The following is a 24,961-nucleotide window of genomic DNA, read 5'->3' on the forward strand; positions in this document are numbered from 1 at the left end:
GCGTCGAAGTCACGGTCCGGTGCGGATCCACGCCGAGAATCTCGGCTGGGGAATCACCTGACGTCGGCCGCCGGGCCTTACGTGACCATCGACAGTCCGGACCCCTGGGACGGCATCGGGGACGGCCGTTCCAGGGTCGGGGCCGCATCGGTCTCGATGGTGACCTCGCCGCTCAGACAGGTCCTGTTGTTCTGTTCTACGACAGCCTTCAACGCGTTGCGGCGCAGGGGTGCGGCTGAGACCCAGGCGGGGGCGTCCAGTTCCACCCAGCCCTGGAAAGAGACGGACATCCCTGTCACCGTGCTGTCGCTGGCTGGGGAGACCACGTGAGCAGCCTGACGGAGCGCTTCCAGGAGAAGCATGCCAGAGGCGTGGTCGACGGGGTGGTCGAACAGCACCGAGTGGTCCTGGTCGGCGCGCAACTGCCATCGGCCCGCGTGTTCCGCTTCGGCCAGGACCACATTCTCGGGCAGGACGTGTCCGACCGCGGCGGGCGGCAGGGCGGGGGGAAGCGGCACGGTCCGGCGGTCCCTTGCTCCGAGGCCGTACTGACCACGCAGCCGGCGGTATACGGCCGGGGAGTGGTTGGTGAACCGGGTGCTGGCGGCTCCGACGTGGCGGCCGTTGAGGCGGACGTCCGCGTGCATGGTCATCGAGACCAGGCAGTCTTTCCTCATTCGGACATCGGAGCACGTGATCTCCAGGACGACGTCGGCCGGGGACCGCGGGATGAGCATGGCCCGTGGCTCGACCTCGAAGCTGAAGCTGTCCCAGACCAGATGGCTGCCGAAGGGTACGCCGTAGGCGACGTGGGACAGCAGCGGGAAGGTCTGGCGCACGGTCTCGACGAAAAGCAACGGGTCGAAGCGTCGGTTGCGGGGCCGGTAGAAGGTGTGGGAGTGGGGCCACCGGGCCCGGACGGTGTGCCGGTTGCCGCCGTGAGTGGTCCAGCCGGTGAGGAGCACTTCGGTGGCCGCGTGCTTGTGGACGAGCTCTTGAGGAACCTTCTCGATGGCCTGTGGTCTGTTGCTTCCGTAGCCGCGTAAGTGAGGCATGCCGATGCTCTCCCCCTGTATCGATGGCCCGCTCAACAGCGATACGGTAAACATAAAGTACGTTATCTATGTCTGTCGAGGAGTGATCGCCAGTGCCTACTGCCAAGGCGGAGCAGGCTGCCCGTACGCGCCAAAGAGTCCTGCTGGCGGCGGCCGAGGTCTTCGACGAGGCGGGTTACGAGCGGGCATCCGTGACCCAGATCGTGGAACGGGCGGGGCTCACCCTCGGCGCTCTCTACTTCCACTTCGGTTCCAAGCAAGGACTGGCCGAAGCCCTGATGAACGCTCAGCCGGAGACGATAGAACCCCGCCTCGCGTCAACGGGGTTGCAGCGCCTGGTGGACATCACCCTGGTGTGGGCGGACCGCATGAAACGTGATCCGGTCCTTCGTGCGGGGGTCCGTCTCGCCACCGAACAGGGCAGCCACGGCATGAACGACGCCACCTCCTTCGAGGAATGGCGGAAGCTGATGTGCAGTCACCTGGACATGGCCCGGTCCAGCGGTGAACTCCGCGACGGGGTCAACCCCGACCATCTGGCCCGCTTCGTCGTCGGCGCCTGCACCGGTATGCAGGTCTACTCGGACCTCGCGACCAAGCGCGCCGACCTCATGGAACGCGTCTGCGACATGTGGGACTTGTTGTTGCCCAGCATCGCCTCGGAAACGATGCTGCACGACATCCACGTCGGCCCCACACGTATCCCCGCCCAGTGACCGTGACAGCGGGCGCGTCCCGGCACATCGTCCTCACCGGGGCCACCGGGCAGATCGCTTCGTTGATGGTGAGGCACCTGGCGCCTCACCACCGCCTCACCCTGGCCGGCCGCACGCCCCCTCGCACCGTGCGGCGGTCCGGCATCCGGCACGTCACCTGCGACTACGGCGATCTGGAGAGCCTCGTGGTCGCCTTTCGAGGCGCCGACGCCCTGTTCATCGTCACGAACGATCCCACACGGCCCGAACACGACCGCAACATCGTGCGCGCGGCTGTCAAGGTGTCGGTGGGACATATCGTCAAACTCTCCGCGGCGGCGGTGCGCGACAGCGCGGCGCACGATCTGATCACCGAGTGGCAGCGCACCAACGAGGACCGCATCAAGTCGAGCGGCATCCCCTGGACCATGATCCAGCCACGGTCGTTCATGTCACATGCCCTGGTGTGGGCGTCAAGCATCCGTGGCAGCGGCACCACATACGCGTTGCACCCTCACAGCCGCAACGCGTGCGTCGCGCCCGAGGACGTCGCAGAGGTGTCGGCGCGCGTCCTGGGTGATGCCAGGCACCATTTCCGCTCCCATCAGGTCACCGGTCCGCAGTCGCTGTCGGCCCACGAACAGACGGCAGTGCTGGCCGAGCTGCTCGGACGCCCCGTCACATGCCGGGAGCTCTCCCCTGAGGAGGCCTACGCCACCTACGCACACAGATACTCACCGGTGCTGGCCGATGCTCTCATCGCAAGCGCCGAGCGGCAGCTGGCCGGCGCCAAGGCACGCACCACGGACACGGTCGGGCGGCTGACCGGAAGGCCTGCGACCACCTTCGCCCAGTGGGCGGCCGGCCACAGGGACAGTTTCGAGTGAGAGCGGCGGCCGCTGTGCCGTGAAGAGCCGTGCCCGACGCGGGCGGCAGCCAGGTTACCGGGGGCCGGGCTGTCACCACGGTGCGGCCGGAATGACGTGGTTCCGTTGCGGGCAGGCCGGAAATCACCAATGTGTGGCTTGCCCATTCTTTCTCTTTCGAGTCAGGATCCCCGGGCCTGTTACGCCAACAGAAGGCGTGGTGCGGCGTCCACGTTAAGGAGCCTCATGCCCTCACAGGGTCTGTTGCCCGGCAAGACGGTCCTCATCACGGGAGCGAGCAGCGGCATCGGCGCAGCGGCGGCGGAGCTCTTCGCCCGGGAGGGTGCCTGCGTCGTCCTGACCGCCCGTCGAAAGGACCGGCTGCTGGAGCTGGTGGCCGGGATCGGTGCAGCGGGTGGGCAGGCCACCGCCGTGGTGGCGGACGTGACCCGCGCGGGGGACATGCGCGCGGCTGTGGAGACAGCGCTGCGGACGTACGGCCGGCTCGACGCCGCCTTCAACAACGCGGGGTGGACCTCCACCGGTACGCCGATGCACCTGATGGACGACGCGGAGTACGACCGCATCATGGATGTCAACGCCCGAGGCGTGTGGAACGCGATGCGGGCACAGATAGCCGTGATGCTCGAACACGGCGGCGGCTCCATCGTGAACACCTCCAGTGTCGCCGGGGTTCGCGCGACCGGCGCCGCTGCCCCCTACATCGCCGCCAAGCACGCCGTCATCGGCCTGAGCAGGGCCGCGGCCGACGAGTACGCGGAACAGCGCATCCGTGTCAACGCACTCGCCGTCGGCAGCACCCGGAGCGAGCTGATGGACCAAGTGCTCTCCGACACGCCCGCACTGTTCAAGCCGTTCACCGAGCGCGCCATGCAACAGCGCCTGGCCGACCCCATGGAGATCGCTCAGACGGCCGCCTGGCTGTGCTCGGACCGCTCGTCGTTCACCACGGGCGCGGTCATCGCGGCCGACGGGGGATGGACGGCCCGTTAGGTCGTGTCCGGGCGATCCTCCGCCGGCAACGCGGCGAGGCGCGGTGCCGGTGCACGCGAGCCCAGCACGATCCGGGCGGGAGGCCCCAGCCGCACAGCAGCGGCGGACTTGCTCGAAACGCTCCGGGTTCTCTTCGTTCTCGTGCCCGTTACCCGGCCCTCACCATAAGGTCGGACCGCCCGTCGAGCCGCAGCCGCGGGACCGCTCCGCCCGCGGCCACGGGCAGCCGAATCTGGGACGGTACATGAGAGACCTGGCAGGCCTCGTCATGGCGAAGGGCGACAGGAAGCCGGCGCGGGGTCCGGAGCACGCGCCCAGCTCCACGACGCCCCCCTCCGGGGAGGTCACGGCAGGCCCGGTGGGAGACCCTCAGGGAACCGCCCGCCGTGACGCTGACCGGTGTCCGACCGGCCCGACCGGCTCCACCGCATCCGTTTTCCGTGGGCCGGCCCGCGCCCTCATATTCGTTGTGACCCCTGAGGCATCTTCATGAAGAACAGAGAACGCGCCGCATACACCCGCGCGAACCTCGTCTTGGCAGCAGCGCGCCACTTCGACCAGTACGGATACGACGGTACGACGCTCAACTCCGTCTGTGTGGAAGCGAACGTCACGCTCGGGGCCATCACCTTCCACTTCCGCTCCAAGGCTGCACTGGCGTCGGCGGTGGTGGAGGAAGGCACCGGCGAGCTGAAGCGCCTCTGCACGGCGGGCTCCGCAACCGGTCGGCCCCTTCGTGACCTCTCCTCCCTCACGCTCCGGGTGGCCATGGCACTGCAGACCGCTGTGCTCACCCGGGCTGCTGTGCGGCTGGTCGGGGAGGGACATGTGCACTCCGACTGGCTCGGTGCCTTCCGCGCGGAGGTCCTGCGGTTGCTGGAGGAGGCCTCCGTCACCGGTGACCTGGCCGCCGACGTGCGGCCGGCCACTGCTGCGCATCTCATCCTGTACGTGATGGAAGGAGTGGCGGCACACTCCCGAAGGGCCGCAGCCGAGGGCGGCTCGACGGTTGTCGATTTCGCGGAGATCTGGCGCGCCGTGCTCGGCGGTCTGGCACCGGACATGCCGTGAGCACGCCGTGCTGCCACGTGGTGCTGCCACGTGCTGCTCAATCGGGCGACGCGCTCTCGACCGGCGGCCATGCCCCGGGGCGGCACTCTCACGTGGGGCCGGACGCCCGTTTCGCCGAGCGACAGCCACTCCCGTCACTCACCCGCGCAGCCGGTCGCGGGATACGGGTAGGCGACCGTGGAGCCGGAAGTAGACGAACGCGGCGGACACCAGGGTGGTGTGGTGATGCCAGCCCGGGAACGACCGCCCTTCGAAGTCCCCTAGCCCGAAGTCCTCGTGGAGGGTGCTGACCACGCTCGCTGCCAGACGCGGCTGTCGCATCAGCGGGCGCAGGTCGGGCAGCGGACGGTCGACCAGGTTCGTCAGCCAGATCTGTGCCGAGTTGTTCGGCCGGTGCTGGACGAACAACCGCAGCGGGACGCGTCCACTCGACGGACTGGGCAGGGACACCGGGAGAGTGAGGACGTCCTGCCGTTCCTCTGCGGCCATGCTGCCACGGCCCGTGAGGAGTTGGTGCACGGTGAGCGCTGCCGAGTCGGCCGACGGGGACGGCGCGTGTATGACGCGCACGGTGTCGGGGACTTCCACCACGAAGGGCTGTTCGCTCTGGGTGAGGTCATGGAGAAAGGCCTCGCGGTCCGGTAACCAGGACAGGTCGGCCGTGACAGGAGCACATCGGCCGGGAAACAGCGAGGAGGTGCGTCGCAGGAGATCCGCCGCCTGGGACCACAGCGGACCGCGGATCTCGTCCGGCACCCGCACCTTCGACCGCCGTGCCCGCGCCCATGTCCGAGGGATGTACAGGCTCCAGTCGACGGGCAGAGGGCCGTGCTCGCCCGTGGCCAGCATCACCAGACCGAGCTGGCAGTTCTGCAGTCGGCCCAGCACCGGGTCGAACCTGCGGTGAACCCCGGCGGAGTGCTCGCCGCGCTTGGGTATGAAGGCGGGTGCCAGTGTCCAGGCCGTTACCGCTTCGCCGGTCGGCGCCACCCGGCGCAGAAGATTCCGGCGTGCCGCCGTCCAGTCCCAGGGGCTGGCGTTCACGAACTGGTGCAGAGCCTGTGAGGCCGTCGGCGAGTCGCTGACGGATTCCGCCAGCCGCCGCAACGACTTCTTGCCGGGTGTCCGCAGCAGTGCCCTCACGTACAGCTCGGCCCACCTGCGCTGGTCTGCTCGGGGCAGATGGTCGAAGACGGTTTCGACGAACGACCGGAGGCAAGGGCCCTGGACGCCCGGGGGGAAGGTTCTCGGTGCCGGCTCGTGCAGCAGTGCCATCGGGACCTCCCTCCCACGCGACGTACCGCTGTCGCCGACTTGTGTGCGCGGCCCCGCCGCCGACGACGGGGGATTCCCCGGCGGCGAGGCCGAGCCAAGCATAAATAGCGCTCTTTATCCATGGCTAGAGGGGGAGGGCCGCGTGACGACTTGGGCAAGTCCAACGGTGCGGGTGGCTCGAAAACGCGGGCGTACGGCACCGGGCCGTGTCGGCGCGGCAGCGCCGCCTCGTCATCCGGCGCGGGAGGTCGGGCGAGCCGGACAAGTACGCCGAGCCGTGCCGGTGCCTGCCCTGCCTGTGCGGTCGGCTGGTGCGGTCGGCTGCGCAAGTTCGTCCCGGTTCACCATGGTCAGGACGGTTCGTGCGGGCGGACTTGGCCGAGTGGCGTCACACCGCTTCACCGACTCGCATAAATAGCACTCTTTATGCTTGGATCGGCCTCGCCGTCGGCTGATCCCCCGCAGCCGGCGGTGAGGGCCGCCGCACATCGATCGGGGACAGCGGTATGGCGCTTGGGAGGAAGTCCCGATGGCACTGCTGCACGAGCCCACACCAGGAGCATCCGCCGAGCCTGTCTTCGACCGTACGGCGAGGGCAGGCCGACGCCGGGTGAAGCCGTACAAGGAACTGATTCTCGCCTGTCGGCCGTCCGGGGACTGACGGACCGGCCGTGCCCGTTCCGCCGATATCCGGGCGGCTCCCGGGCAGGACCTCCGCCCCCGCGGACCGAGCCGTCAGGCCGTCGGCCGAGGCGCGTCCGCGCTGTCCGTGGCGATGCCCCACCCCGCCATGACAGTCCTCGCTCGCCGCGAGACCCACTGCGCCGCCCTTCACTGCACGGCACCCCTGCGCCGGGCATCACGCTCACCGGACCCGACGACGTTCTCCTCGGTGCTTGCAGCCCTCCACATGCAGACAACCGACAGAAAGCAGATCTTCGGTGCCTCCTTCAGACCTTGTGGACAACCCGCCCCCCACGCGCCTGCCGGACCGGTCGCGGACGGCGGCTCAGGATTCCGCCCCGACGACGGCGGCAGAGTATGCCGACGTTCATCTGACGCCCGTCGTCTCGCTGGTGGATGCCGACTCGCCGCGTCTGGGAGGGCTGAGCCAGGACCACATCGACGTTCTCGCGCAGGGCGACATCGAGCCGATACTGGTACATCGGGACACCCGGCGCGTGGTCGACGGGATGCATCGCCTCCGGGCCGCCCGGCTGCGAGGAGAGGAAATGATCCCGGTCCGGTATCTGGACGGGCCGGCCAATGAGGTGTTCATCCACTCCGTGGCGGCCAACGTCAGCCATGGTCTGCCACTGACCCTCAAGGACAGAAAAGCCGCAGCCCGGCGGATCTTGACCCAACACCCCGATCTGTCGGACCGGGCGATCGCGCGCATCACCCGGCTGTCGCCCAAGACCGTGGGCGCCGTCCGCCGCGCTTCGAGTGAGGAAGTTCCACAGTCGAAGGTCCGGGTCGGGGCGGACGGCCGTTCTCGTCCGCTCGACGCGGCGCAACGCCGGGAGGCAGTCCGTGCGTTCCTCGCCGAGCACCCGGCCGCCACGCTCCACGAGACGGCCACCGCCGCAGGGGTGTCGGTCAGCACGGCATGCGAGATCCGGCAGCGGATCCGGCAGGGCGAGCAGGAGTTCAGGCCGCTGGACCGGAGCACCGCACGCGAAGTCCGGAACCCGCCCCTCGCGGGCGGCGCGGGCAGTCCGATGACCAGTCGCCGCGCAGGGCGCGGTCGGGCCCGGTACATCGAGACCCTGGCGAAGGACCCGTCCCTCAGATTCACCCAGTCCGGGCGGGCGTTACTGCGCTGGCTCCACGAGCGAGCGCCCGATCTTGAAGCAGGGCAGCAACTGCTGGCCGCGGTGCCGCCGCACTGCGCCGTCGCCGTCGCGGACCTGGCCAGCTCCTACGCCCGGGAGTGGCAGCGGTTCGCCAGCGCTCTGGACCAGGCAGTCGGTGACGCGGACGAACAGGAGAGCGCGCCGGAGCCGGGACGCTCGGGGCGGGTGAGCGGGCCGCCCCGTCCGGCTCAGCCCGAAAGCGGCCCCGCACCGTGCGATCCGTGAATAGCGGCGGGCGGAGTTTCGAATCCATTTCTTGACGGCGGATCAGAGCCCCTGAATGATGAGAAGCAGTTCAGCGGCAGCAGTGCCGGACATCGGCGGGGAAAAGCCGAACGGCAGGAAGACGAGTTGCTGCACGTCACCCGTACGACCGGTTCTCGAAATTGGGCAGCAGAGTTCTTCGGCCGAACGCTAGAAACATCTGGAGTTCAGGATGGACCAAGCAGGGGTTCGAGTGGAGACGACCATGACCGACGCGGAGACGAGCGCGGACGTGGCTGTGGTCGGCGCAGGGCCGGCCGGTCTGTACACCGCCGGCTGCGCGGGCTTCCGAGGGCTTTCCAGCGTGCTGGTCGATGCGCTGCCGGAGCCGGGCGGACAGGTCGCGGCCTTGTACCCGGAGAAGCGGATCTATGACGTCGCCGGTCATCCGGCCGTACGGGGCCGAGAACTGGTCGACGGTCTGATCACCCAGGTGGAGCCGTTCCATCCGCGTTTCCTGCTCGGCCGGACAGCGACCTCCCTGGTGCGGGAAGAGGGCGGGGGCTGGGTGATACGGCTGGAGGACGGCGGGCTGGTGCGTGCCGGAGCCGTCGTGATCGCGGCGGGGCTCGGCCGTTCGGTCCCGCGTACCCTGCCCTGTCTGAGGCCCTATCAGGGGCGTGGCGTGACACATCACGTGCGGCGTCCGGACGAGCACCGGGACCGTGACGTGGTGATCGTGGGCGGCGGCGACAGCGCGGTCGACTGGGCCCTCGCCCTCGCGCCGATCGCACGGTCCGTCACGGTCGTCCACCGGCGCTCGTCCTTCCGCGCCCACGAGCACAGCGTCAAGCAGATGTACTCCTCGGGTATTCGAGTGGTGACCGACGCGCAGGTGACGGCCTGCAAAGGAACCGAACGTCTGGAAGAAGTGTGGGTCCGGGCCGATGAGCAGGAATTGAAGATGCCCGCGCAGGTTCTCGTCGGAGCGCTGGGATTCATTACCAACCTAGGTCCGATCGCCGATTGGGGACTCCAGATGAGTCATCGCCTTATTCTGGTCGACGGAGCGATGCGGACGAATGCGCCGGGAGTGTACGCGGTCGGTGACATCTGCCATTACGAGGGCCGCGTTCCGCTCATATCGGTGGCCTTCGGCGAGGCGGCGACCGCGGCGAATCACGCGGCGGTCGAGCTGCGCCCTGGATCGCGCCTCGTACCGGAGCACTCCACCGACATCGATGCCGCGATCTTGTCATGAACCTGAAAAAATTGACGATCCTTCCGGCGGGAACCGAAATCCTGCTGCCGGCGGGATCTCCCCTCACCGAAGTCGAGTACGAGACGCCGCAGCGGCCCATCCCCTTCGGATGCCGTTCCGGATCGTGCGGCGCGTGCGTCATCGAGGTGCTCGAGGGTCTTGACTCCCTCGGCGAACCCGACCACGACGAGCTCGACTTCCTGGAGGACCTCGGCCGCACCGGCGGCACCCACCGCCTGGCCTGCCAGTGCCGGCTGCGGGGCGACGCGACCGTTCGCGTCGCCGACATCTGAAACCGCTCGCACCGAGAGTCCGAGCGTCCAACCGAAAGGTGAACCATGCCGAACCGCGTGACCAACGTCGGCTACGGGGACCGTACCTGGTTCCTCAACAGCACTGCCTCGGCGGAGCTGCGCGCCGAGATCGACGCGCAGCTCGACCAGCAGGTCCTCGAGTGGTACGCCAACGTCCCCGAGGCCGCCCATCTCGAAGGCAGGAACGTCGACTCCGAGTACTACAAGCGGAACCTGATCGAAACCGCCTGGCGCATCCGGATGCTGCGCGTGTCCGAGGCCAAGGCGCTGGTGGAGATCGCCAAGATCAGCCCCCAGGCGGCGCAGGTCTGGGCCAACTACGAACAGGAGGAGATGCTCCACGACGAGCTGTTCATCGCCGACCTGGAGAAGGCGGGGGTGTCCCGCGAGCAGTTCCTGGCCACCGAGCCCTACCTGTCGACCAAGCTGCTCACCGGCTACTTCTCGTACCTCCTGGACCACGAGGGCCCGCTCGGCGTGGTGGCGTACTCCTACCTCGTCGAGTACGTGAACGTGAAGCTGGAGCCCAAGAAGCTGGAGGCGCTGAAGAAGTCGGTCGGCGAGGCCAACATCGGCGGCCAGATCAACCACTCGCACACCGACATCAACGACGACCACCCCGGCGAGGTGTGGGCTGCCGTCCGGCACCTGCTGCGCGGCCAGGACGACATCGACTCGTTCAAGCGGTACCTCCGCGAGCACCAGCAGATCCTGGCGCAGTACTTCGAGGAGCTCTACCTGGACACCATCGCCAGGGCCGAGAAGCAGCCGGCCTGAGATCCGTCCCAGCGGGGGCGCGGCGCGGCCGCGCCCCCGCCTGCCGGTAAGGAGGCCGGAATGAGCACCGAAAATGCCAGGGGCGTGCTGCTGCTCAGCCATGTCGGGTTCTCGTTCATGGAGGACCTTCTCGGCACGGTCACGGCGCGGGGACTGAAGGGCTATGTGCTCAGCTCCTTGCCGGAACCGCAGCACCAGACATCCAGGCCGGCGACGCTGGCCGACATCGCCGCCGACGTGCGGGTGACCACCGGGCACGTCCTGACGGTCCGCGACGTCGAGGACTACCTCGACCAGCTCCGGGCAGCGGGCGTGGCGGTGCAGTGCTGCCTCACCGTCTGGGAGGGCTACCGGCATCTGATGGCGCTGGCCAACGCCCGTCTGGGGGTCCCGGACCTGGAGGAGAAGCAGGTCCTGGACCTGCGGGACAAGCGGACGCTGCGAAACCGGCTTGCCGACGCCGGGCTCAGCCGTGGCCGGGCGTCCGCTCTCACCCCCGAGACGCTCGCCGAACGCCAGCGCGAGGGCGGCCGCTACTTCGTGAAGCCGGTCAGCGGCATCGCCTCCTTCGGGACGTTTCCACTCACCGCCGACACGACCTGGACCGACGTGGAACGCATCGCCGCCGAGGCCCGGTCCGACACGGTCTACTCCAGCGTCTTCGCCGCCCAGCCCGGCTCCGGCGATCCCGTGGGACCGGGCCCGCACGCGCACCCGGCCGTGGAGGAGGGTGTGGACCCGGGAGCCGGCTCGGACCACGGTGTCGCCGGCGGGATGGAGTTCCTCGTCGAGGACTATGTGCCGGGGCGGGAGTTCAGCTTTGAGGTGATCGTCGTCGACGCCGAGCCCCACGTCGTGGCTGTGCACGAGAAGTGCCAGGTCACGGAGACGGCGGGGACCGTGCTGGAGAACGCCTGCGTCAGCCCGCCCACCAGCCTGTCGCAGGAGGAGATCGCCGCCGGAATCCGCTGGGTGACGAGTGTGCTGGATGTCCTCGCCCTCGACTGGGGCTGTTTCCATGTCGAGGCGCGGCACGCCGCGTCCGGCTGGGATCTGATCGAGGTCAACCCGCGGGTCGGCGGCAGTCTGATCTCGCCCAGTGTGGCGGCTCTGACCGGCGGTCCCGGCCTGCTCGACCTCTGGCTGGACTCCCTGCTCGCCGCCGGCCGGCCGGCCGGCTTCAGCAAGGCGCTGAAGAGCCTGTCATTCGCGGCGGACGGCACGACGCAGGGCCGTAACGCGACGTTCTTCCGGGTCTTCTTCGCCGACCCCGGAACGATCCGCGCGGTGCGTCTGAACGACGACCTCCCCCTGCCGCCGGTCGTGTCGCAGGTCCTGCTCAAGCCCGGCGACGTCGTGCGCTCGTCCTCGCGCGAAGTGTTCCTCGGCCAGGTGCTCTGGCGCATGGACCGAGCGGACCGCGATGCGGTCCTCCCCCGGCTGCTGCCCGCCTCCGAGCACGCCATCGAGATCGTGTACCAAAGGGAGCGCGGATGACCAGGCCGATCCTCCTCATCGTCGACTACAACCTGAGCCGCGTCGACGAGGTCCGCCACCTGCGGGATCACGCGCGCGAACACCACGGCGCGACGGTCATACTCATCCGCGCCGACGCCACCGGGACCGACCGCGCCCTCGCCGACGAGGTGATCGACCTCGATCCGCTGCGCGACGACTTCGCCGAGATGGGCGAGAAGCTGCTCGGCAACCGGCGTGAGCGGATCAGAGCGGGCATCGTCTTCTCCGACAACGCCGTGCGCAGCGGAGCCGAGCTGCTGGAGCGGCTGGACGTCCCGGTCGATTCGTCGCGACTGGCCGAGGGCGCGTTCTCCAAGTACCGCTACCGCCTCGGCGAGGCGCGCGTGGCCGACCTGCTGGAGACGCAACGGATCATGGTGCCCGCGTTTGCCGAGATCGCCTCGCTCGACCAGCTGAAGGGATTCGCCCGCGACCACCCCCAGGGCTTCGTCGTGAAGCCCGCGGCGGAGGGCAACAACCGGGGCGTCGTCGTGGTGCGGCCGGGCGACGACCTCACGGCGGTGTTCGCCGAGGTCCTTCCTTATCTGGAAGGCGGGGTGATCTGCGAGGAGCTCATTCCGTACCGGCGGGAGTACTCCTTCGACGGACTGGGTCCGCTGGCGTTCCTCACCGAGAAGATCAGCGCGCGCGGCCGGTACCCGGTCGAGATCGCCCAGGTCCTGCCCGCCCGGGTGTACGAGCACGAGCGCGCGACGCTGGAACGAGCGGGACGGCAGGCGAACCTGCTCGTCGGGCAGTGTGACGGGCCCTTCCACAACGAGATCAAGCTGAGCGACGACGGGCTGCGCGCCGCGGTGGTGGAGCCCAACCGGCGACCGGGCGGAATGAAGATCTGGTCGCTGGCCCGATGGGTGTACGGAATCGACCTGCACCACCGCTGGGTCGACACGGCCTTCGGTACAGCCGTCGGCACGCCGGAACTGGTGGCCGAGTGCTCGGCGGCGACCGTGCTGCTCGGCGTCGCCACCGACCGCTCGTTCTCCCCGGACGACGTCCTGTCCGGCACGGACCCGTTCGCGGACGCCGTCCAGGCCACCGCGGAACGCCTCGGCCTGGCCGAGGGGGAACTGGCTGTCACGGAGTTCTCCTGGCTGTCGGCCGAGCGCCGCGACCTGCACGCGGTCGCCCGCGACAACGCGGACTTCGCGGCACAGTGCTGCGTCGTCCTGCGCGGCGGCCGCACCGACATCCGCACCGTCGTCCACGCACTGCGCGAGGCCTGGTCGGACGCCTTGGACCACGCCCTTCGCTTCCCCGCTTCCTCAAGGAAGGCCCGATGAAGATTCTCATTCTGCACCGCGTGCCCTACTTCAAGATCGAATATCACCGGGGGATCTCCCACGACCGGCACGAGGTCACCTATTTCGGGACCGACCAGGCGCTGGCCACCTTGCCGCCGCAGCTGCGCTGCGAGCGGGTGAGCCGTCCGGGTCTGCGCCCGGCTTTCGAAGAGGCGCGGAACTGGCTGGCACACCGGCCCCGCGACTTCGACCGGGTCATCTCGGTATCGGAGTACGAGCTGCTCGACGCCGCCCTGCTGCGCGAGTACCTGGGCGTGCCCGGCCCGCCGGCCGGCCAGGTGGCGCTCGCCCGGGACAAGGTCCTGATGAAGCAGGTGGTCGAGAACGCGGGTCTGCGCGTGCCCCGCTTCTTCGCATTGCCGGACTTCCTCGAGCTGGAGGGCCGGGTTTCCTGGTACGGCCGGACCGTATTGAAGCCGCATCGCGGTGCGTCCAGCGAGGACGTCCTCGTCTTCGACACACCCCGGCAGGCTGCCGCGGCCATCACCGAGGGCCGCACCGGCATATCCCGGCTCGACACGGGCAGCGACCGGGCCGACTTCGAGGTGGAGGAGTTCGTCTCCGGGCCGATCAGGCACTTCGACGGCCTGGTGCAGGGCGGCGACGTACTGGTCCTCAGCGCGAGTGAGTACGTCGGCACCTGCCTGGAGTACGCACAGGGCCGGCCACTGGGGTCGTTCCAGCTCGCGCTGTCCGAGGAGGAGCGCGCCTGGGTGTCCCGCGTCCTGGCGGCGGTGCGTGTCGAGGACGGCAGTTTCCATCTGGAGGCGATCGCGGACAGGGGGGAGCTGGTCTTCCTCGAGGTCGGCAACCGGGTGGGGGGAGCCGACGTGGTGGCCACCGTCGAGCTGGCCACCGGCGTCCACCTGCCCTCCTACGAACTGCGCGCTCTGCTCGGCGAGCGCGTCACCGGAACGCTCCCCGAGCCGCCTGCGCAGCGGCGTCGGTACGGCTGGTTCGTCTGCCCCGGCCACCACCTGGCCGGACGGGAGTTCCAGGGGCTCGACGGGACAGCGGCGTTCCGGGACGACCCGTCCGTGGTCGCCTGGAACGAACTGCCGCCCGGCTCGCCGCTGCCCGACCACATCACCTACCAGGCCGGCGAGACGGTGCTCGCCGGGATCGTCGCGAGTGACACCCCCGAGGGCGGCCGGCGCTGGATCACCGACCTGTTCGCCTCGCTCTCGGTCCGCACAGGCCCGGCCGCTCTCACGACGTCCGAGCAGGTGCCGGCATGAGGAAGCAGCACCTGTCGTGTGCGGTGGCCGTCGCCGCTCCCGGGCTGCCGTCGCCGAGCCGGTCCCGATCATGACGGCACTGGACGATCTCACGGATCAGTACGTGGACGAGCTGGCCGTACTGGACCCCTGCCTCGCCGCGGCGATGGGCATCGCCGGTCAGGAGACCCGTCTGACCGACTTCGGCCCCCAGGCGGTGCAGGAGCGGGCGGCGTCGGCGCGCCGCATGCTGAAGGCGGTCGACGACACGCCTGTGGCCGGGGACGCGGAGCGCGTCGCGGCAGCGGTGCTGCGTGAGTGGCTCGCCACGCAGGTGGCGCTGGCCGACACCGACGTGTACGGCACGCTGCTGGACACCCTCGACGGGCCGGTCCAGCGTCTGCGTCAAGCGGTGGGGCTGCTGGATCAGGGCCGCGACACCGCGTGGGAGATGTTGCTGGCGCGGCTGTCGGCCCTCCCGCAGGCGCTGGCGGGACTGCGGGAGAGTCTGGTGGCGGCGCGGCGCGGCGGCCGGGTCGCACCGTACCGTCAGGTGATCCGTAACGCCCGGGAGTGCCGTGACATGCGGCAGTACCTGGCGGGGTTGCCCGCCGGGCACGGCGACGGTGAGCTGCGGGGCGCACTGGAGCAGGCCGCGGCGGCTGCGAACCAAGCGCTGACACGGATGGCGGATTACCTGTCGCGGGAGCTCGCGGCACAAGCGCCGAAGCTGGACGCCGTGGGCGAGGAGCGCTACCAGCTCGGTGTGCGGGAGTTCCTCGGCACCCGGCTGGACCTGCGGGAGACCTACGCCTGGGGCTGGGAGGAACTCGGCCGGATACAGCGGGACATGACGGTGACAGCGGCGCGGATCGCGCCCGGCGAACCGGTGCCGGCCGTGCTGGCGCGGCTCGATGGGGACCCGCGCCACCAGATGACGGACAGGGCGCGGTTCCGCGACTGGCTCCAGGAACTCGCCGACACGGCCATCACCGACCTCGACGGCACGCACTTCGCGATCCCCGGGCCACTGCGACGCATCGACTGCCGGATCAGCCCTGCCGACGGGCCCGCCTTCTATCTGGCGCCGAGCGAGGACCTGTCGCGTTCCGGCACGGTCTGGTGGACCAGGCCCGAGCCGGGCGCGCCGATCCGGACGTGGACCGTGCCGAGCACGATGTTCCACGAGGGTGTCCCGGGCCACCACCTGCAACTTGGTGTGACGACGCTCAACACCTCCGGGCTCAACCGGTTCCAGCGGCTGTCGTGCGAACTGCACCCGGGGCACGTCGAGGGGTGGGGCCTGTACGCCGAGCGGCTGATGGACGAACTCGGATACCTCGCCGACCCGGCCCACCGGCTGGGGATGCTGGCCACCGGGCAACTGCTGCGCGCCGCACGGGTCGTCCTGGACATCGGGCTGCACCTGCGGCTCCCCATCCCCGCGGGCACCGGGTTCCACGAGGGAGAGCAGTGGACGCCGCAGCTGGGCCGCGAGTTTCTCACGGAACACTGCGGGCTCGGTCCACCAGGGTTCGTCGAGTTCGAGATCGACCGGTATCTGGGACGCCCGGGACAGGCCCTCGCCTACAAGCTGGGAGAGAGGGTGTGGCTGGAGGCGCGGGAGGCGGCCCGCCGTCGCGACGGCGCGGCCTTCGACCTCAAGCGGTTCCACCACCATGCGCTGAACCTGGGGCCGATGGGCCTGGATCTGCTGCGCGCGGAGCTGACGCGCGCGGGTCGTGCCCGCTGACCGTGCGGGGACAGGACGGATACGAGCGGAGCGCACCACATGGCGAGAAAGCGAGCGAGCGGATGATCACGGCAGTAGGACATGCCGACCTGACCTCGGCCACATGGGATCTGGTCCGGGCCGAACTACGGGAGCGCGTGCGGGGCCTGCCGCCCCGCGCGACGGCACTGGTACGCGCCGGCGCCGGACTGCCCCTGGTGTTCGGGCGGGTGGTGAACGAGGTGGGGCAGCGCCTGGTGGTCCTGCTCCCGGAACGGGGCGACGCCTTCGCCGACGCTCCTTTCCACGACCGGCGGGCGCACCGGGAGTTGCTGGCCCTGGCCGAGCAGATACGGATGCTTCCCTTCGACCCGCTGGACCGGGACGCCTGTGTGAGCGCGGACGAACGGCTGGTCAGCGGCTGTAGCCGGCTGCTGGCCGTCTGGGACGGTTCACCGTCCAGCGGGCAGGACGCCACCGCCCACATGGTCGCGTACGCCCGTGCCCGCGGTATCGCCGTGGAGGTCGTCTGGCCTGCGGGTGCCGCCCGAGAGCCGGCCGGGCACACCTCGTCGCTGTGCGCGCCCGGGTACAGACGCTGACCGTCTCGTCGGCCCGTCGGCCCGTCGGCCCGTCGGCCCGTCGGCCGTCGCCTCACCGGTGCCGTTCACCGCCGGTCTTCCGCACGTAAGTGGTGTCGGCGTCGATGAGGGCGCCGTTGGCGCCGGTCGGCTTGATGTCCGGCACGCGGTTGCCGTGCTGGTCGACCAGTGTGGAGTGTGGCTCGCCGGGTTCGAAGGCGTGGCGCTCTCCCCACTGGCGCAGGGTGAGGAGGAGAGGGAAGAGGTCGCGGCCGGCGTCGGTGAGCACGTACCGCAGGCGGCGGCCCGAGGGCGCGGTCTGCTGGGTCAGGACTCCGTGGACGGTGAGCTTGCGCAGGCGGTCCGTGAGGATGTTGCGGGCGATGCCGGTCCGTCGCTGGAACTCGGTGAAGGACCGTGCCCCGTCCATCGCGTCCCGGATGACCAGGAGGCTCCACCGGTCACCGACGAGGTCGAGTGTGCGGGCTACCGGGCAGTCGGGATCGGTCCAGGCAGGGCTCGGAGTGCCCGTGGAGGGGCGCGGCATGACACCTCCCAATGAGTTGCGGATCGAAACCATCATGCCCTACGGTCAAATTAGTTTCACTTTGCTACTTATCATGTGAGGAGTGCGATGGACGTCTGGCGACGGTTACTCCTCGCGACCGTGTGCGGTGTCGCGGTAGCGAGCGTCTACGCTGCGCAAACAGTGCTGCCGCCGATGGGAGACAGCCTCGGGGTGTCGGCACAGCACGCCGGGTGGATCGTCTCTACCAGTCAGTTCGGCTACCTGGCCGGTCTGGTGCTGCTGGTGCCGCTCGGCGACGTGGTCGCCAACAGGCGCCGGCTCATCGCAGTGCACCTGGCCATCACCGCGGCAGGACTGTTCCTGACGGCTGCGGCTTCGGCCGCGTGGACGGCCTTCGCAGGGCTCGCGCTGGCCGGGATGTTCGCGGTCGTGGTGCAGACCACGGTGGCCTACGCCGCGTCGGTCTCACCGCCCGCCGAGCGCGGACGCAACATCGGTGTCGTGACCTCGGGCGTGGTGGTGGGCATCCTGGGCGCGCGGGTCGTGACCGGCGCGCTCGCGCAGGCGTGGGGCTGGCGCAGCATGTACGCCGTGCTCGGTGTGCTCGCCCTCGCCCTCGCCGCCCTTGCCCTGCGCGCACTGCCGCCCGAAGACAGCTCTCGCCGGCCCGCGGGCTACCGACAGGCCGCCGTCTCGCTCGGCGGTCTGTTCGGGCAACGTCTCTTCCTGACGCGCGGTCTCATCGCGTTCTTCCTGTTCGCATCGTTCGGCACTCTGTGGAGTGGCCTGTCCTTGCCGCTGGCGAACGCACCGTGGCAGCTGAGCGAAAGCCAGATCGGACTGTTCGGCATCGTCGGACTCGCCGGTGCACTGGGCGCGGCACGTGCGGGACGGTGGGCGGACGCGGGACGGGCGATCCCGATCAGCGGCCTCGCGCTGGTTCTGCTCATCGTCTCCTGGGCCGCGACCGCGCAGTTGGCCTGGTCCCTGTGGCTGCTCGTCATCGGCATCGTGGTGCTCGACTTCGCGGTCCAGGTCGTGCACGTGAGCAACCAGCACCTGCTCACCACCGCGCATCCGGAGCGCACCAGCAGTGTCATCGGCGGTTACATGGTCTTCTACTCCCTCGGCTCCGCCCTTGGCGCGGCCACCACCACCTCCGTCTTCAGCTCCCACGGCTGGGCGGCCTCCAGTCTCCTCGGGGCCGGATTCGCGACCTGCGCGCTGATCGTCTGGACAACCGACGGACGCCGGCGCTCCAAGGAGGCGGACGCGCACCGTGGCGAGAAGGAGAAACAGAGGAGCGAAACGGATCAGGCCGCCCCGGTGGCGGACCGTTCCAGGGTCTCCTGAGAACTCCCGGCTCGACCATCCACTCGCAACCGGCAAGCCCGACAAGGCGCCGGACGACACCGGAAGAGCTCGGGCGGAGGAAAAGGGAGCGGACCGAGATTCCTTCCGCCTTTCCGGGCAGTGGTCCGGCGCCCGCACAGATGCAGCCCAGTCTCAGTCAAGAGGAGTGATCGTGTCTCTTTCGAACCCTGCAAGCCTGGTTGACTCCGACCTTGCGGATTTCTCGCAGGTCACGCGGGAGGCCGCAGCCCAGCCCTTCGATCCGGGCGACTGGAAATCCGTCCGTGCGCAGTTTCTCTTGTCGCCCGACCTTGTGCACCTGTCCAATTTCTACCTTGCCTCGAACCCGACGCCTGTCCGTGACGCCATCACGAACTACCGGCGCGCGTTCGACGAGAACCCGCACAGCTTCCTCGACGACAACATGTTCGCCCGGGAAGAGGACAAGCTGTGGCGTTCCGTCTGTGCCGAGGCGGCGGAGTACGTCGGTGGACAGGCCAGTGAGATCGCTCTGACCAGCAGCACCACCATGGGACTGGCCCTGACGTACAACGGCCTGCCGCTGAAGCCGGGCCAAGAGATTCTGACCACCACGCACGAGTTCTATCCCCACCACGAGGCGATCCGCCTGGCCGCCGACAAGTGGGGCGCGACCATGCGCTCGATCTCGCTCTACGACTCGTCGTTCGACTTCTCCGTCGACGAGGCCATCGCACGGTTGCGCGCCGCCGTGCGCCCCAACACCCGTGTGTTCGGTGTGGCCTGGGTGCACTCCAACACCGGCGTGCGCCTGCCGATGTCCCGGATCGCCGAAGTCATCGCCGACCTGAACCGGAACCGCGACGAAGCCGACCGCATCCTGCTGGTGGTGGACGGGGTCCACGGGTTCGGCGTCGCGGACGAGGACGTCGCACAGATGGGTTGCGATTTCTTCTCCGCCGGTACGCACAAGTGGATCCTGGGACCGCGCGGGACGGGAATCATGTGGGCGAAGGCGGAGAACTGGGCGCTTCTCCAGCCGACGATTCCCAGTCTGATGAGCAAGGAGACCTCCGCGGCCTGGCGACAGGACCGCCGGCCGGCCGGCCCCACGGAAGCCGCGTGGGTCAGTCCGGGGGGATTCTTCTCCTACGAACACCAGTGGGCCGCCGCCGAGGCGTTCCGCTTCGTCCAGCAGATCGGACGCAAGCGGATCCAGGACCGGATCGCGGAGCTGAACAGCCAGATCAAGGAAGGCCTGGCTGCCATGGACCACGTGACGCTGCACACGCCGCTCGACCCGGAACTGTCCGCGGGCATCGTCACTTTCGACGTGGAGGGTCATGCACCGCAGCAGGTGGCACAGATCCTCCGCGAGAACCGGGTCATCGCCAACAGCACGCCGTACGGGGTTCCTCGCGTACGTCTGTCGGCGGGAATCGTCAACTTCCCCGAAGAGATCGACTTGACCCTGAACATCATCCGGTCGCTGAAGGGCTCGCGATCCGGCGCCTGAGCGCCGAAGGAAAACCGTGACGAGAGGGTCATGCACCCCTGACGCCGCTCGGCTGGCACGTCGCCTCGGACGTCGGTGAACCGGACCGGCGCCGGGGCGGTGTGAGCGGCTGACGGCTCCCTGGGGCACGGCCCTGCCGCCGGAGCGGAAGTCGACAGCGTTCGCGTCGTCCGCCGGAGCGTGACGAAACCGCAGTACCCGGCCGGGCCCGACGGTGCCGAGCGCCAGGAGAGATCACCGCGGCACGTCCGCGGCTTGGCCGTCACCAGGGCGTGTTGCGGAAGTGCTGCCCGGCCCGCGACGCCCGGCGCGCGCACTTGCCGCGTCGGGGGAGTCAGCCGGGTACGGCCGGTCCGTCCGCACGGCTGATCCTCCGCCGTGCGATCGTCTGCACCGGGCGCCGTGGGTCCCGCGCCGCGCGCGGACGGCGCTACTTTCGCAACACGCCCTGGTACAACCGGCGCACCGATGATCTGCCCGGCTCTCCGGTTGCGCTCATGTCACACCGAACCATGCGCGGCGTCGTCGTACCTCGTACTGTCCGGCGTCCGCGGTTCCGGTGTCCTGCTGTCAGGCCCAGGGATCGAAGGGGATACCGGACGGCTTGGAGGCATTCAGGAGATTCCGGAAGCGATCGTCCTTGTCCGTGGTCTTGATGGTGGCCGACCCGAAGTCCGCGTTCATCAGGCGGTCCCGCAGAGAAGTGCTGGGCCACCCGTTCCAGTCCACGACGGGGGGCTGGCGCCAGTTGCGATAGTGGTTCTCCGGCGGCTCGTCGTTACTGTTGGCGAGCCGGAAGAAGTGGGTGCCCAGACCGTCCTTGTGGTAGACGACCTTGGGGTGGGAACCGTCGAAGCGCACCTGCGAACGCGGATAGGTCACCTGGCTGGAATGCTGAGTGGTCGTGACGTATTCCACCTGGTTGGACGCCTGGCTGATCCATGAGATCACGTGCTCGAAGTCGTGGCGGTGACCACCGAGTCCGCTGCCGGGGAGTGCCTGGTCCTTCTCGAAGTAGCTGGCGTACACGACTGCACACCATCCGTTGTTGCACTTCGAGCGGGCGTAGGTCTGGGTCCGGTCCAAGTCGGACTGGTCGCGGCAACTGCCGTTGACCGCGCCCGAGGTGTTCAGACCGGGATTGAGCGCTCCGTCGGGTGCGATGGCGGCGACGGGGTAGCAGCCGTCGCCGTCGTAGTCGTACGCGGGCGAGAACGATGCCTCATAACCCCCGGCGCTCTGGGGCAGGTTCGGCAGATTGTCGGCGTGAGCCACTGACGTCGGCAACACCACACTCAGGACCGTGGCGCCGAACAATGCCCCCAGCCAGGACCGCTTCCGCTCGAAAAACGCCAGAGCCGACCTACCCGCTCCACGCGATGCCGGATTGTCCATGTGCGTCCTCTCGGATGACTCGGCGAGCAGTCGACACGGTGCCGACATGGCCGAGTGATGGCTGCCGACAGGATCCCCCGACGGGAGTGTCCATGACAGGTCTTCCTGAAGACCACTCCGGTGAACCGCTCCTGAACAAGATCGATCCCTCCTGCGGCGGGCGCGGCGGTAGTGCGACGGCGGGGCTGCTGCGAGCCGCGTATCGGCAGCGGCCGAGGCGCACTGTCAGACCGGAAACTTCACCTGGGTGAGTTCCTCGGAGAGTTCCCACAGCCGGGCCTGCATCTCCGTGTCATGGGATTCTTTGCTTTACCGGACGGCCTTCGGGTGTCCCTTGCTTTCCAGGAAGCCGCCCGGACCGTAGTACTGGCCCCCCACCGCATCAGGGTCGGTGGCCGCGCGCAGGGTGGGCCACGCGCCCTGTTCGGAGGACTGGAACAGGAGCGGTCGGATGACCACGGCGAACGCCGCGCGAACAACAGGGCTGAAACCGCCGACCGTTCTGCGGGCCCCCTCCGTGTCCGAGCCGCCGGGGTGTGCGGCGAGCGCCGCGGGTCCGCCGCGGCCGGAGAGGCGCCGCTGTAGTTCGTACGTGAACATGACGTTCGCCAACTTCGACTGCGCGTACGCACCCGTGCTGCTGTACCGCCGGGCGGTCCAGTGAACGTCCTCCGCCACCATGCCGTCGGTCCTGCGCTCATCAGCGCTGCTGACGGTGACGACACGCGAACCCGCGACGTCGAGCATCTGGTCGATCAACAGGCCTGTGAGGGCGAAGTGTCCCAGGTGGTTGGTGCCGAAATGGAGCTCGAATCCATCGACCGTGGTCTGTTGGGGGACACGCATGACCCCGGCGTTGTTGATGAGCAGGTCGAGGCGTGGATGCGCGGCTCGCAAGTCCTCCGCCGCCGCCCTCACGGAGTTCAGTGACGACAGGTCCAGCCGCTGTACCTCCACCCGTGCCCGAGGCGCTTCGCCGGTGATCCTCGCGCGTGCGCGCTCGCCCTTTTCCAGGTCGCGCACCGCCAGTACGACAGTTGCCCCGCGAACGGCCAGCGCTCGGGCTGTTTCGAAACCTATCCCCGAGGCGGCGCCGGTGACGACAGCGGTTCTGCCGCGCTGGTCGGGTGTGCGGGCCGCGGTCCAACGCTGACTCATATATCCTCCACTGGAATCGGAACGCGCGTTCCGCTTGGGACCGTACCGGAACGGACGCTCCGCATACAAGGAGGGGACTTGCACCACACCGTCAAGCCGCTGAGGGCGGACGCCGCTCGCAACCGGGCCCGGCTGATCGAGGTCGCCACCCGGACCTTCGCCCAGGAGGGCGGTCAGGTGCCGATCCAGGAGATCGCGCGGCGAGCGGGCATCGGAGCCGGGACGCTTTACCGGCACTTCCCCACGAAAGAGGCTCTTTTCGAGGCGATCATCGCCGACCGGTTGCGGCAGGTCATCGACCGCATACAAGGCCGGGCTGAAGCGGACCCCGCCGAGGGGTTGTTCATCTTCCTTGCCCATATGACCCAGCAGGGCGCCGTGGACCTGGGACTTCAGGAGGCGCTCTCCGGCAGCGGCTTCGATCTTGCGACCGCCCTGCCGGACGTGGAACGGACCTTCACGGCCACCATCGCCGGGCTTCTCGCCGCGGCCCAGGAAGCCGGAACCGTGCGCGGCGACCTGGAGGTGATCGACGTGAAGACCCTGATCGTCGGCCTTCAGGCGATGTGCCGTTTCCGGGGCGGCGATGAGGTGGCGGAGCGCATCGCTCCCGCCCTGCGCAGATGCCTGTCGCCCGCGGATGCGCCTCTCGCATGAACCCTCAGGTGACCGTGGGCAGCCACCGGCGACAGCCCTCCGTCGCGGCCGGGGCCGCCGTCGACCGACCTCGACAGCCACTGGTGGCCGGCCGACAGCGCTCCCGCATGGCCCCGCCAACCGCTACCCGCCAACCGCTACCGGTGACCAGCGCGAGGGTCCTCGAACTGAACGTCTTCCGCGGGACGTCGGCCGAGATGAGATCGCAGCCGCTGCATTTCCTCGACGAGAGTGGCGCCAGCCTTCTCCACTTCCCTCGGGCCGAACCGGGACTGGGGGGCCGTGATGCTGCAGACCGCCAGTCCCTGCTGCAACCAGGGGATCGGCGCGGCGATCGACACGGCTCCCGCGACGGTTTCCGCCACGCTGACGGTGTAGCCGCGCCTGCGGCTCACCTCCAGCTCGGTGAGCAGCGCATCGACACCTCTGAGCGGTTCGGGGACCGCCGGGTCGGCGACGAGCTCGCGGATTGCCGAGTCGTGCAGCGTGATGAGCAGGGCCTTGCCGGCCGCGCCCCGTGTAAGGGGATAGTCCTCGCCGACACCGGCTTCGACGCGATCCGTGTGCGGGCCGGCCATCTCATGGGTGCAGGTGCGCTGATTTCCCAGACGCCAGAAGACGCCGACGGTCTCCCCGGTCAGCGCACGCAGCCGGATCAGGGTCGACTGGGTCTGTGCCACCACACTGTCGCGTTGCAGCATGACACCGGACAGCCTGAGGATTTCCGGCCCGAGGCTGTAGGTCCGGGTGGACTTGTCGAACACCAGGAAATGCTCTGCCTCGAGGGCGCGCAGCAGGCGATACGCCGTCGGCAATGAGCAGCCGAACTTCTCAGCGACTTCCCGTCCACTCAGATGGGGCCGGCGGGCCGAGAACGCGTGCAGGATCGACAGGGCGCGGAAAACGCTTCGAGTCCCTGTGACAGCAGGCTCAACCGTGTCCTTCAGGGCGCTGGCCGGTCTGCTCGTGCTGGTCGGAAATCGACTCGACGGCATCGTATCCACAGGGTTTTTTCCTCCTGTCACGTGGCCAGGACATCAGGCTGATGTGTCACATGCCGTGGAACCCGGTCAGTGGCGGTGAAGTGTCGCCCTGCTGGTCGAGTGTCGGAATTGCCGCATTCCATGGTCACTTGTGTTGTCGGACCTGCTGCGAGGGGATCGGCACACCCGTCCGGGCGATCCGGCCTTTCCTCCTCCGCATCATACAGTTCGAGGCCCGAAGCATATGAGACACGTACTGTGAGCAAACAGGACACCTATATAGATTCCGGGCCGGTGGACGCATACGTCGTCCCCGCGGCCGTGGCAGCGCCAGTGAGATCGGGCTCGGCGAGCGCGGTGTCCGAAGTCCGCGCGTGCCCGAACGAGTGCGGCAGCGCGCTGAAGCGCCCGGCGGAAATCCGTGGCTTCGGCGGAGCCCGCGGCGCCCGTGCGGGCACCTTTCGTAATTCATCAAGAAAGTCAAGACATGACTGTTTCGATGCTTCTCGGGGGACCGCTCCCCATGGCCCCTCCGATGACATGGGGTTTGCGTGTCACATGGTGATTGCCGGGTCTCGGATTTGATTGCACAGTGATCGAGGTCCGGAACGCACGTCATATATTGGTGCTGTT

At 68.9% G+C, this 24,961-nt stretch carries 22 protein-coding genes and 1 pseudogene; 17 read left to right on the plus strand and 6 right to left on the minus strand.

The window, feature by feature from the left end; genetic code table 11:
* Positions 1–77: 77 nt before the first annotated feature.
* Positions 78–1,055, minus strand: a complete 978-nt coding sequence (locus ACFYYH_RS01165) for a ScbA/BarX family gamma-butyrolactone biosynthesis protein (RefSeq protein ID WP_388544203.1) — start codon at positions 1,053–1,055, stop codon at positions 78–80.
* 92 nt (positions 1,056–1,147) lie between these two features.
* On the opposite strand from ACFYYH_RS01165, the gene ACFYYH_RS01170 reads away from it, so the two are divergent.
* The 4 genes from ACFYYH_RS01170 (at position 1,148) to ACFYYH_RS01185 (ending at position 4,701) form a co-directional block, all read left to right on the plus strand.
* Complete coding sequence (locus tag ACFYYH_RS01170; RefSeq protein ID WP_388544205.1) at positions 1,148–1,771, plus strand: ScbR family autoregulator-binding transcription factor; 624 nt, start codon at positions 1,148–1,150, stop codon at positions 1,769–1,771.
* Positions 1,768–2,637, plus strand: coding sequence for an NAD(P)H-binding protein (locus tag ACFYYH_RS01175; RefSeq protein WP_388544207.1), 870 nt, complete (start codon positions 1,768–1,770; stop codon positions 2,635–2,637). Before ACFYYH_RS01170 ends, ACFYYH_RS01175 begins: the two co-directional genes overlap by 4 nt.
* A gap of 225 nt (positions 2,638–2,862) precedes the next feature.
* A complete protein-coding gene (locus ACFYYH_RS01180; RefSeq protein WP_388544210.1) occupies positions 2,863–3,630 on the plus strand; it encodes an SDR family NAD(P)-dependent oxidoreductase in 768 nt (255 codons plus the stop codon).
* A 489-nt stretch (positions 3,631–4,119) separates the two neighbouring features.
* Positions 4,120–4,701, plus strand: a complete 582-nt coding sequence (locus tag ACFYYH_RS01185) for a TetR family transcriptional regulator (protein WP_388544212.1) — start codon at positions 4,120–4,122, stop codon at positions 4,699–4,701.
* A 138-nt stretch (positions 4,702–4,839) separates the two neighbouring features.
* Here ACFYYH_RS01185 and ACFYYH_RS01190 read toward each other — a convergent pair whose 3' ends face one another.
* A complete protein-coding gene (locus ACFYYH_RS01190) occupies positions 4,840–5,976 on the minus strand; it encodes a transposase (protein ID WP_388544214.1) in 1,137 nt (378 codons plus the stop codon).
* Positions 5,977–6,505: 529 nt separating this feature from the next.
* Here ACFYYH_RS01190 and ACFYYH_RS01195 point away from each other — a divergent pair.
* The 10 genes from ACFYYH_RS01195 (at position 6,506) to ACFYYH_RS01240 (ending at position 16,779) form a co-directional block, all read left to right on the plus strand.
* Positions 6,506–6,637 carry a hypothetical protein gene (locus ACFYYH_RS01195; protein WP_388544216.1) on the plus strand — a complete coding sequence of 44 codons (132 nt, stop codon included), beginning with the start codon at positions 6,506–6,508 and terminating at the stop codon, positions 6,635–6,637.
* Between the two features lie 298 nt (positions 6,638–6,935).
* Positions 6,936–8,057: a ParB N-terminal domain-containing protein gene (locus ACFYYH_RS01200; protein ID WP_388544219.1), complete on the plus strand. Its 1,122-nt coding sequence runs from the start codon at positions 6,936–6,938 to the stop codon at positions 8,055–8,057.
* 244 nt (positions 8,058–8,301) lie between these two features.
* Positions 8,302–9,297, plus strand: a complete 996-nt coding sequence (locus ACFYYH_RS01205) for an NAD(P)/FAD-dependent oxidoreductase (protein ID WP_388544222.1) — start codon at positions 8,302–8,304, stop codon at positions 9,295–9,297.
* Between the two features lie 11 nt (positions 9,298–9,308).
* Positions 9,309–9,590 carry a 2Fe-2S iron-sulfur cluster-binding protein gene (locus tag ACFYYH_RS01210; protein WP_388544224.1) on the plus strand — a complete coding sequence of 94 codons (282 nt, stop codon included), beginning with the start codon at positions 9,309–9,311 and terminating at the stop codon, positions 9,588–9,590.
* 45 nt (positions 9,591–9,635) lie between these two features.
* Complete coding sequence (locus ACFYYH_RS01215) at positions 9,636–10,388, plus strand: hypothetical protein (protein WP_388544226.1); 753 nt, start codon at positions 9,636–9,638, stop codon at positions 10,386–10,388.
* Positions 10,389–10,448: 60 nt separating this feature from the next.
* Entirely contained in the window at positions 10,449–11,885 is a 1,437-nt protein-coding gene (locus ACFYYH_RS01220) for an acetyl-CoA carboxylase biotin carboxylase subunit family protein (RefSeq protein WP_388544229.1), read from the plus strand.
* Entirely contained in the window at positions 11,882–13,207 is a 1,326-nt protein-coding gene (locus ACFYYH_RS01225; RefSeq protein WP_388544231.1) for an acetyl-CoA carboxylase biotin carboxylase subunit family protein, read from the plus strand. Before ACFYYH_RS01220 ends, ACFYYH_RS01225 begins: the two co-directional genes overlap by 4 nt.
* Positions 13,204–14,466 carry an acetyl-CoA carboxylase biotin carboxylase subunit family protein gene (locus ACFYYH_RS01230; RefSeq protein ID WP_388544233.1) on the plus strand — a complete coding sequence of 421 codons (1,263 nt, stop codon included), beginning with the start codon at positions 13,204–13,206 and terminating at the stop codon, positions 14,464–14,466. Before ACFYYH_RS01225 ends, ACFYYH_RS01230 begins: the two co-directional genes overlap by 4 nt.
* Before the next feature lie 70 nt (positions 14,467–14,536).
* Positions 14,537–16,198, plus strand: coding sequence for a DUF885 domain-containing protein (locus tag ACFYYH_RS01235; protein ID WP_388544236.1), 1,662 nt, complete (start codon positions 14,537–14,539; stop codon positions 16,196–16,198).
* Between the two features lie 62 nt (positions 16,199–16,260).
* Entirely contained in the window at positions 16,261–16,779 is a 519-nt protein-coding gene (locus ACFYYH_RS01240; protein ID WP_388544239.1) for a hypothetical protein, read from the plus strand.
* A 52-nt stretch (positions 16,780–16,831) separates the two neighbouring features.
* On the opposite strand, the gene ACFYYH_RS01245 is transcribed toward ACFYYH_RS01240, so the two are convergent.
* On the minus strand, positions 16,832–17,305 hold the full coding sequence (locus ACFYYH_RS01245; protein ID WP_388544242.1) for a winged helix-turn-helix transcriptional regulator: 474 nt from the start codon (positions 17,303–17,305) through the stop codon (positions 16,832–16,834).
* 87 nt (positions 17,306–17,392) lie between these two features.
* Here ACFYYH_RS01245 and ACFYYH_RS01250 point away from each other — a divergent pair, with 87 nt between their 5' ends.
* Together ACFYYH_RS01250 and ACFYYH_RS01255 are read left to right on the plus strand one after the other, a co-directional pair.
* A complete protein-coding gene (locus tag ACFYYH_RS01250; protein WP_388544245.1) occupies positions 17,393–18,640 on the plus strand; it encodes an MFS transporter in 1,248 nt (415 codons plus the stop codon).
* A 172-nt stretch (positions 18,641–18,812) separates the two neighbouring features.
* Positions 18,813–20,135, plus strand: coding sequence for an aminotransferase class V-fold PLP-dependent enzyme (locus tag ACFYYH_RS01255; protein ID WP_388544247.1), 1,323 nt, complete (start codon positions 18,813–18,815; stop codon positions 20,133–20,135).
* A gap of 570 nt (positions 20,136–20,705) precedes the next feature.
* Here ACFYYH_RS01255 and ACFYYH_RS01260 read toward each other — a convergent pair.
* Entirely contained in the window at positions 20,706–21,530 is an 825-nt protein-coding gene (locus ACFYYH_RS01260) for an NPP1 family protein (RefSeq protein WP_388544249.1), read from the minus strand.
* A 225-nt stretch (positions 21,531–21,755) separates the two neighbouring features.
* A pseudogene (locus ACFYYH_RS01265) lies at positions 21,756–22,688 on the minus strand (oxidoreductase).
* A gap of 78 nt (positions 22,689–22,766) precedes the next feature.
* Between ACFYYH_RS01265 and ACFYYH_RS01270 the strand changes: the two are divergent.
* Positions 22,767–23,345: a TetR/AcrR family transcriptional regulator gene (locus ACFYYH_RS01270; protein WP_388544252.1), complete on the plus strand. Its 579-nt coding sequence runs from the start codon at positions 22,767–22,769 to the stop codon at positions 23,343–23,345.
* A 137-nt stretch (positions 23,346–23,482) separates the two neighbouring features.
* Here the strand turns inward: ACFYYH_RS01270 and ACFYYH_RS01275 are convergent, their stop codons facing one another.
* Complete coding sequence (locus ACFYYH_RS01275; RefSeq protein WP_388545257.1) at positions 23,483–24,340, minus strand: IclR family transcriptional regulator; 858 nt, start codon at positions 24,338–24,340, stop codon at positions 23,483–23,485.
* Between the last annotated feature and the right edge of the window lie 621 nt (positions 24,341–24,961).

The organism is Streptomyces sp. NPDC002018 (assembly GCF_042890865.1).
Lineage (GTDB): Bacteria > Actinomycetota > Actinomycetes > Streptomycetales > Streptomycetaceae > Streptomyces.

What these genes read in the sequence shown, in the direction of transcription:
- ACFYYH_RS01275 (WP_388545257.1), bottom strand. Translation starts at nt 24,340, where the DNA reads ATGCCGTCGAGTCGATTTCCGACCAGCACGAGCAGACCGGCCAGCGCC.
- ACFYYH_RS01260 (WP_388544249.1), bottom strand. Translation starts at nt 21,530, where the DNA reads ATGGACAATCCGGCATCGCGTGGAGCGGGTAGGTCGGCTCTGGCGTTT.
- ACFYYH_RS01235 (WP_388544236.1), top strand. Translation starts at nt 14,537, where the DNA reads ATGACGGCACTGGACGATCTCACGGATCAGTACGTGGACGAGCTGGCC.
- ACFYYH_RS01250 (WP_388544245.1), top strand. Translation starts at nt 17,393, where the DNA reads ATGGACGTCTGGCGACGGTTACTCCTCGCGACCGTGTGCGGTGTCGCG.
- ACFYYH_RS01165 (WP_388544203.1), bottom strand. Translation starts at nt 1,055, where the DNA reads ATGCCTCACTTACGCGGCTACGGAAGCAACAGACCACAGGCCATCGAG.
- ACFYYH_RS01195 (WP_388544216.1), top strand. Translation starts at nt 6,506, where the DNA reads ATGGCACTGCTGCACGAGCCCACACCAGGAGCATCCGCCGAGCCTGTC.
- ACFYYH_RS01205 (WP_388544222.1), top strand. Translation starts at nt 8,302, where the DNA reads ATGACCGACGCGGAGACGAGCGCGGACGTGGCTGTGGTCGGCGCAGGG.
- ACFYYH_RS01215 (WP_388544226.1), top strand. Translation starts at nt 9,636, where the DNA reads ATGCCGAACCGCGTGACCAACGTCGGCTACGGGGACCGTACCTGGTTC.
- ACFYYH_RS01180 (WP_388544210.1), top strand. Translation starts at nt 2,863, where the DNA reads ATGCCCTCACAGGGTCTGTTGCCCGGCAAGACGGTCCTCATCACGGGA.
- ACFYYH_RS01185 (WP_388544212.1), top strand. Translation starts at nt 4,120, where the DNA reads ATGAAGAACAGAGAACGCGCCGCATACACCCGCGCGAACCTCGTCTTG.
- ACFYYH_RS01190 (WP_388544214.1), bottom strand. Translation starts at nt 5,976, where the DNA reads ATGGCACTGCTGCACGAGCCGGCACCGAGAACCTTCCCCCCGGGCGTC.
- ACFYYH_RS01220 (WP_388544229.1), top strand. Translation starts at nt 10,449, where the DNA reads ATGAGCACCGAAAATGCCAGGGGCGTGCTGCTGCTCAGCCATGTCGGG.
- ACFYYH_RS01245 (WP_388544242.1), bottom strand. Translation starts at nt 17,305, where the DNA reads ATGCCGCGCCCCTCCACGGGCACTCCGAGCCCTGCCTGGACCGATCCC.
- ACFYYH_RS01240 (WP_388544239.1), top strand. Translation starts at nt 16,261, where the DNA reads ATGATCACGGCAGTAGGACATGCCGACCTGACCTCGGCCACATGGGAT.
- ACFYYH_RS01230 (WP_388544233.1), top strand. Translation starts at nt 13,204, where the DNA reads ATGAAGATTCTCATTCTGCACCGCGTGCCCTACTTCAAGATCGAATAT.
- ACFYYH_RS01225 (WP_388544231.1), top strand. Translation starts at nt 11,882, where the DNA reads ATGACCAGGCCGATCCTCCTCATCGTCGACTACAACCTGAGCCGCGTC.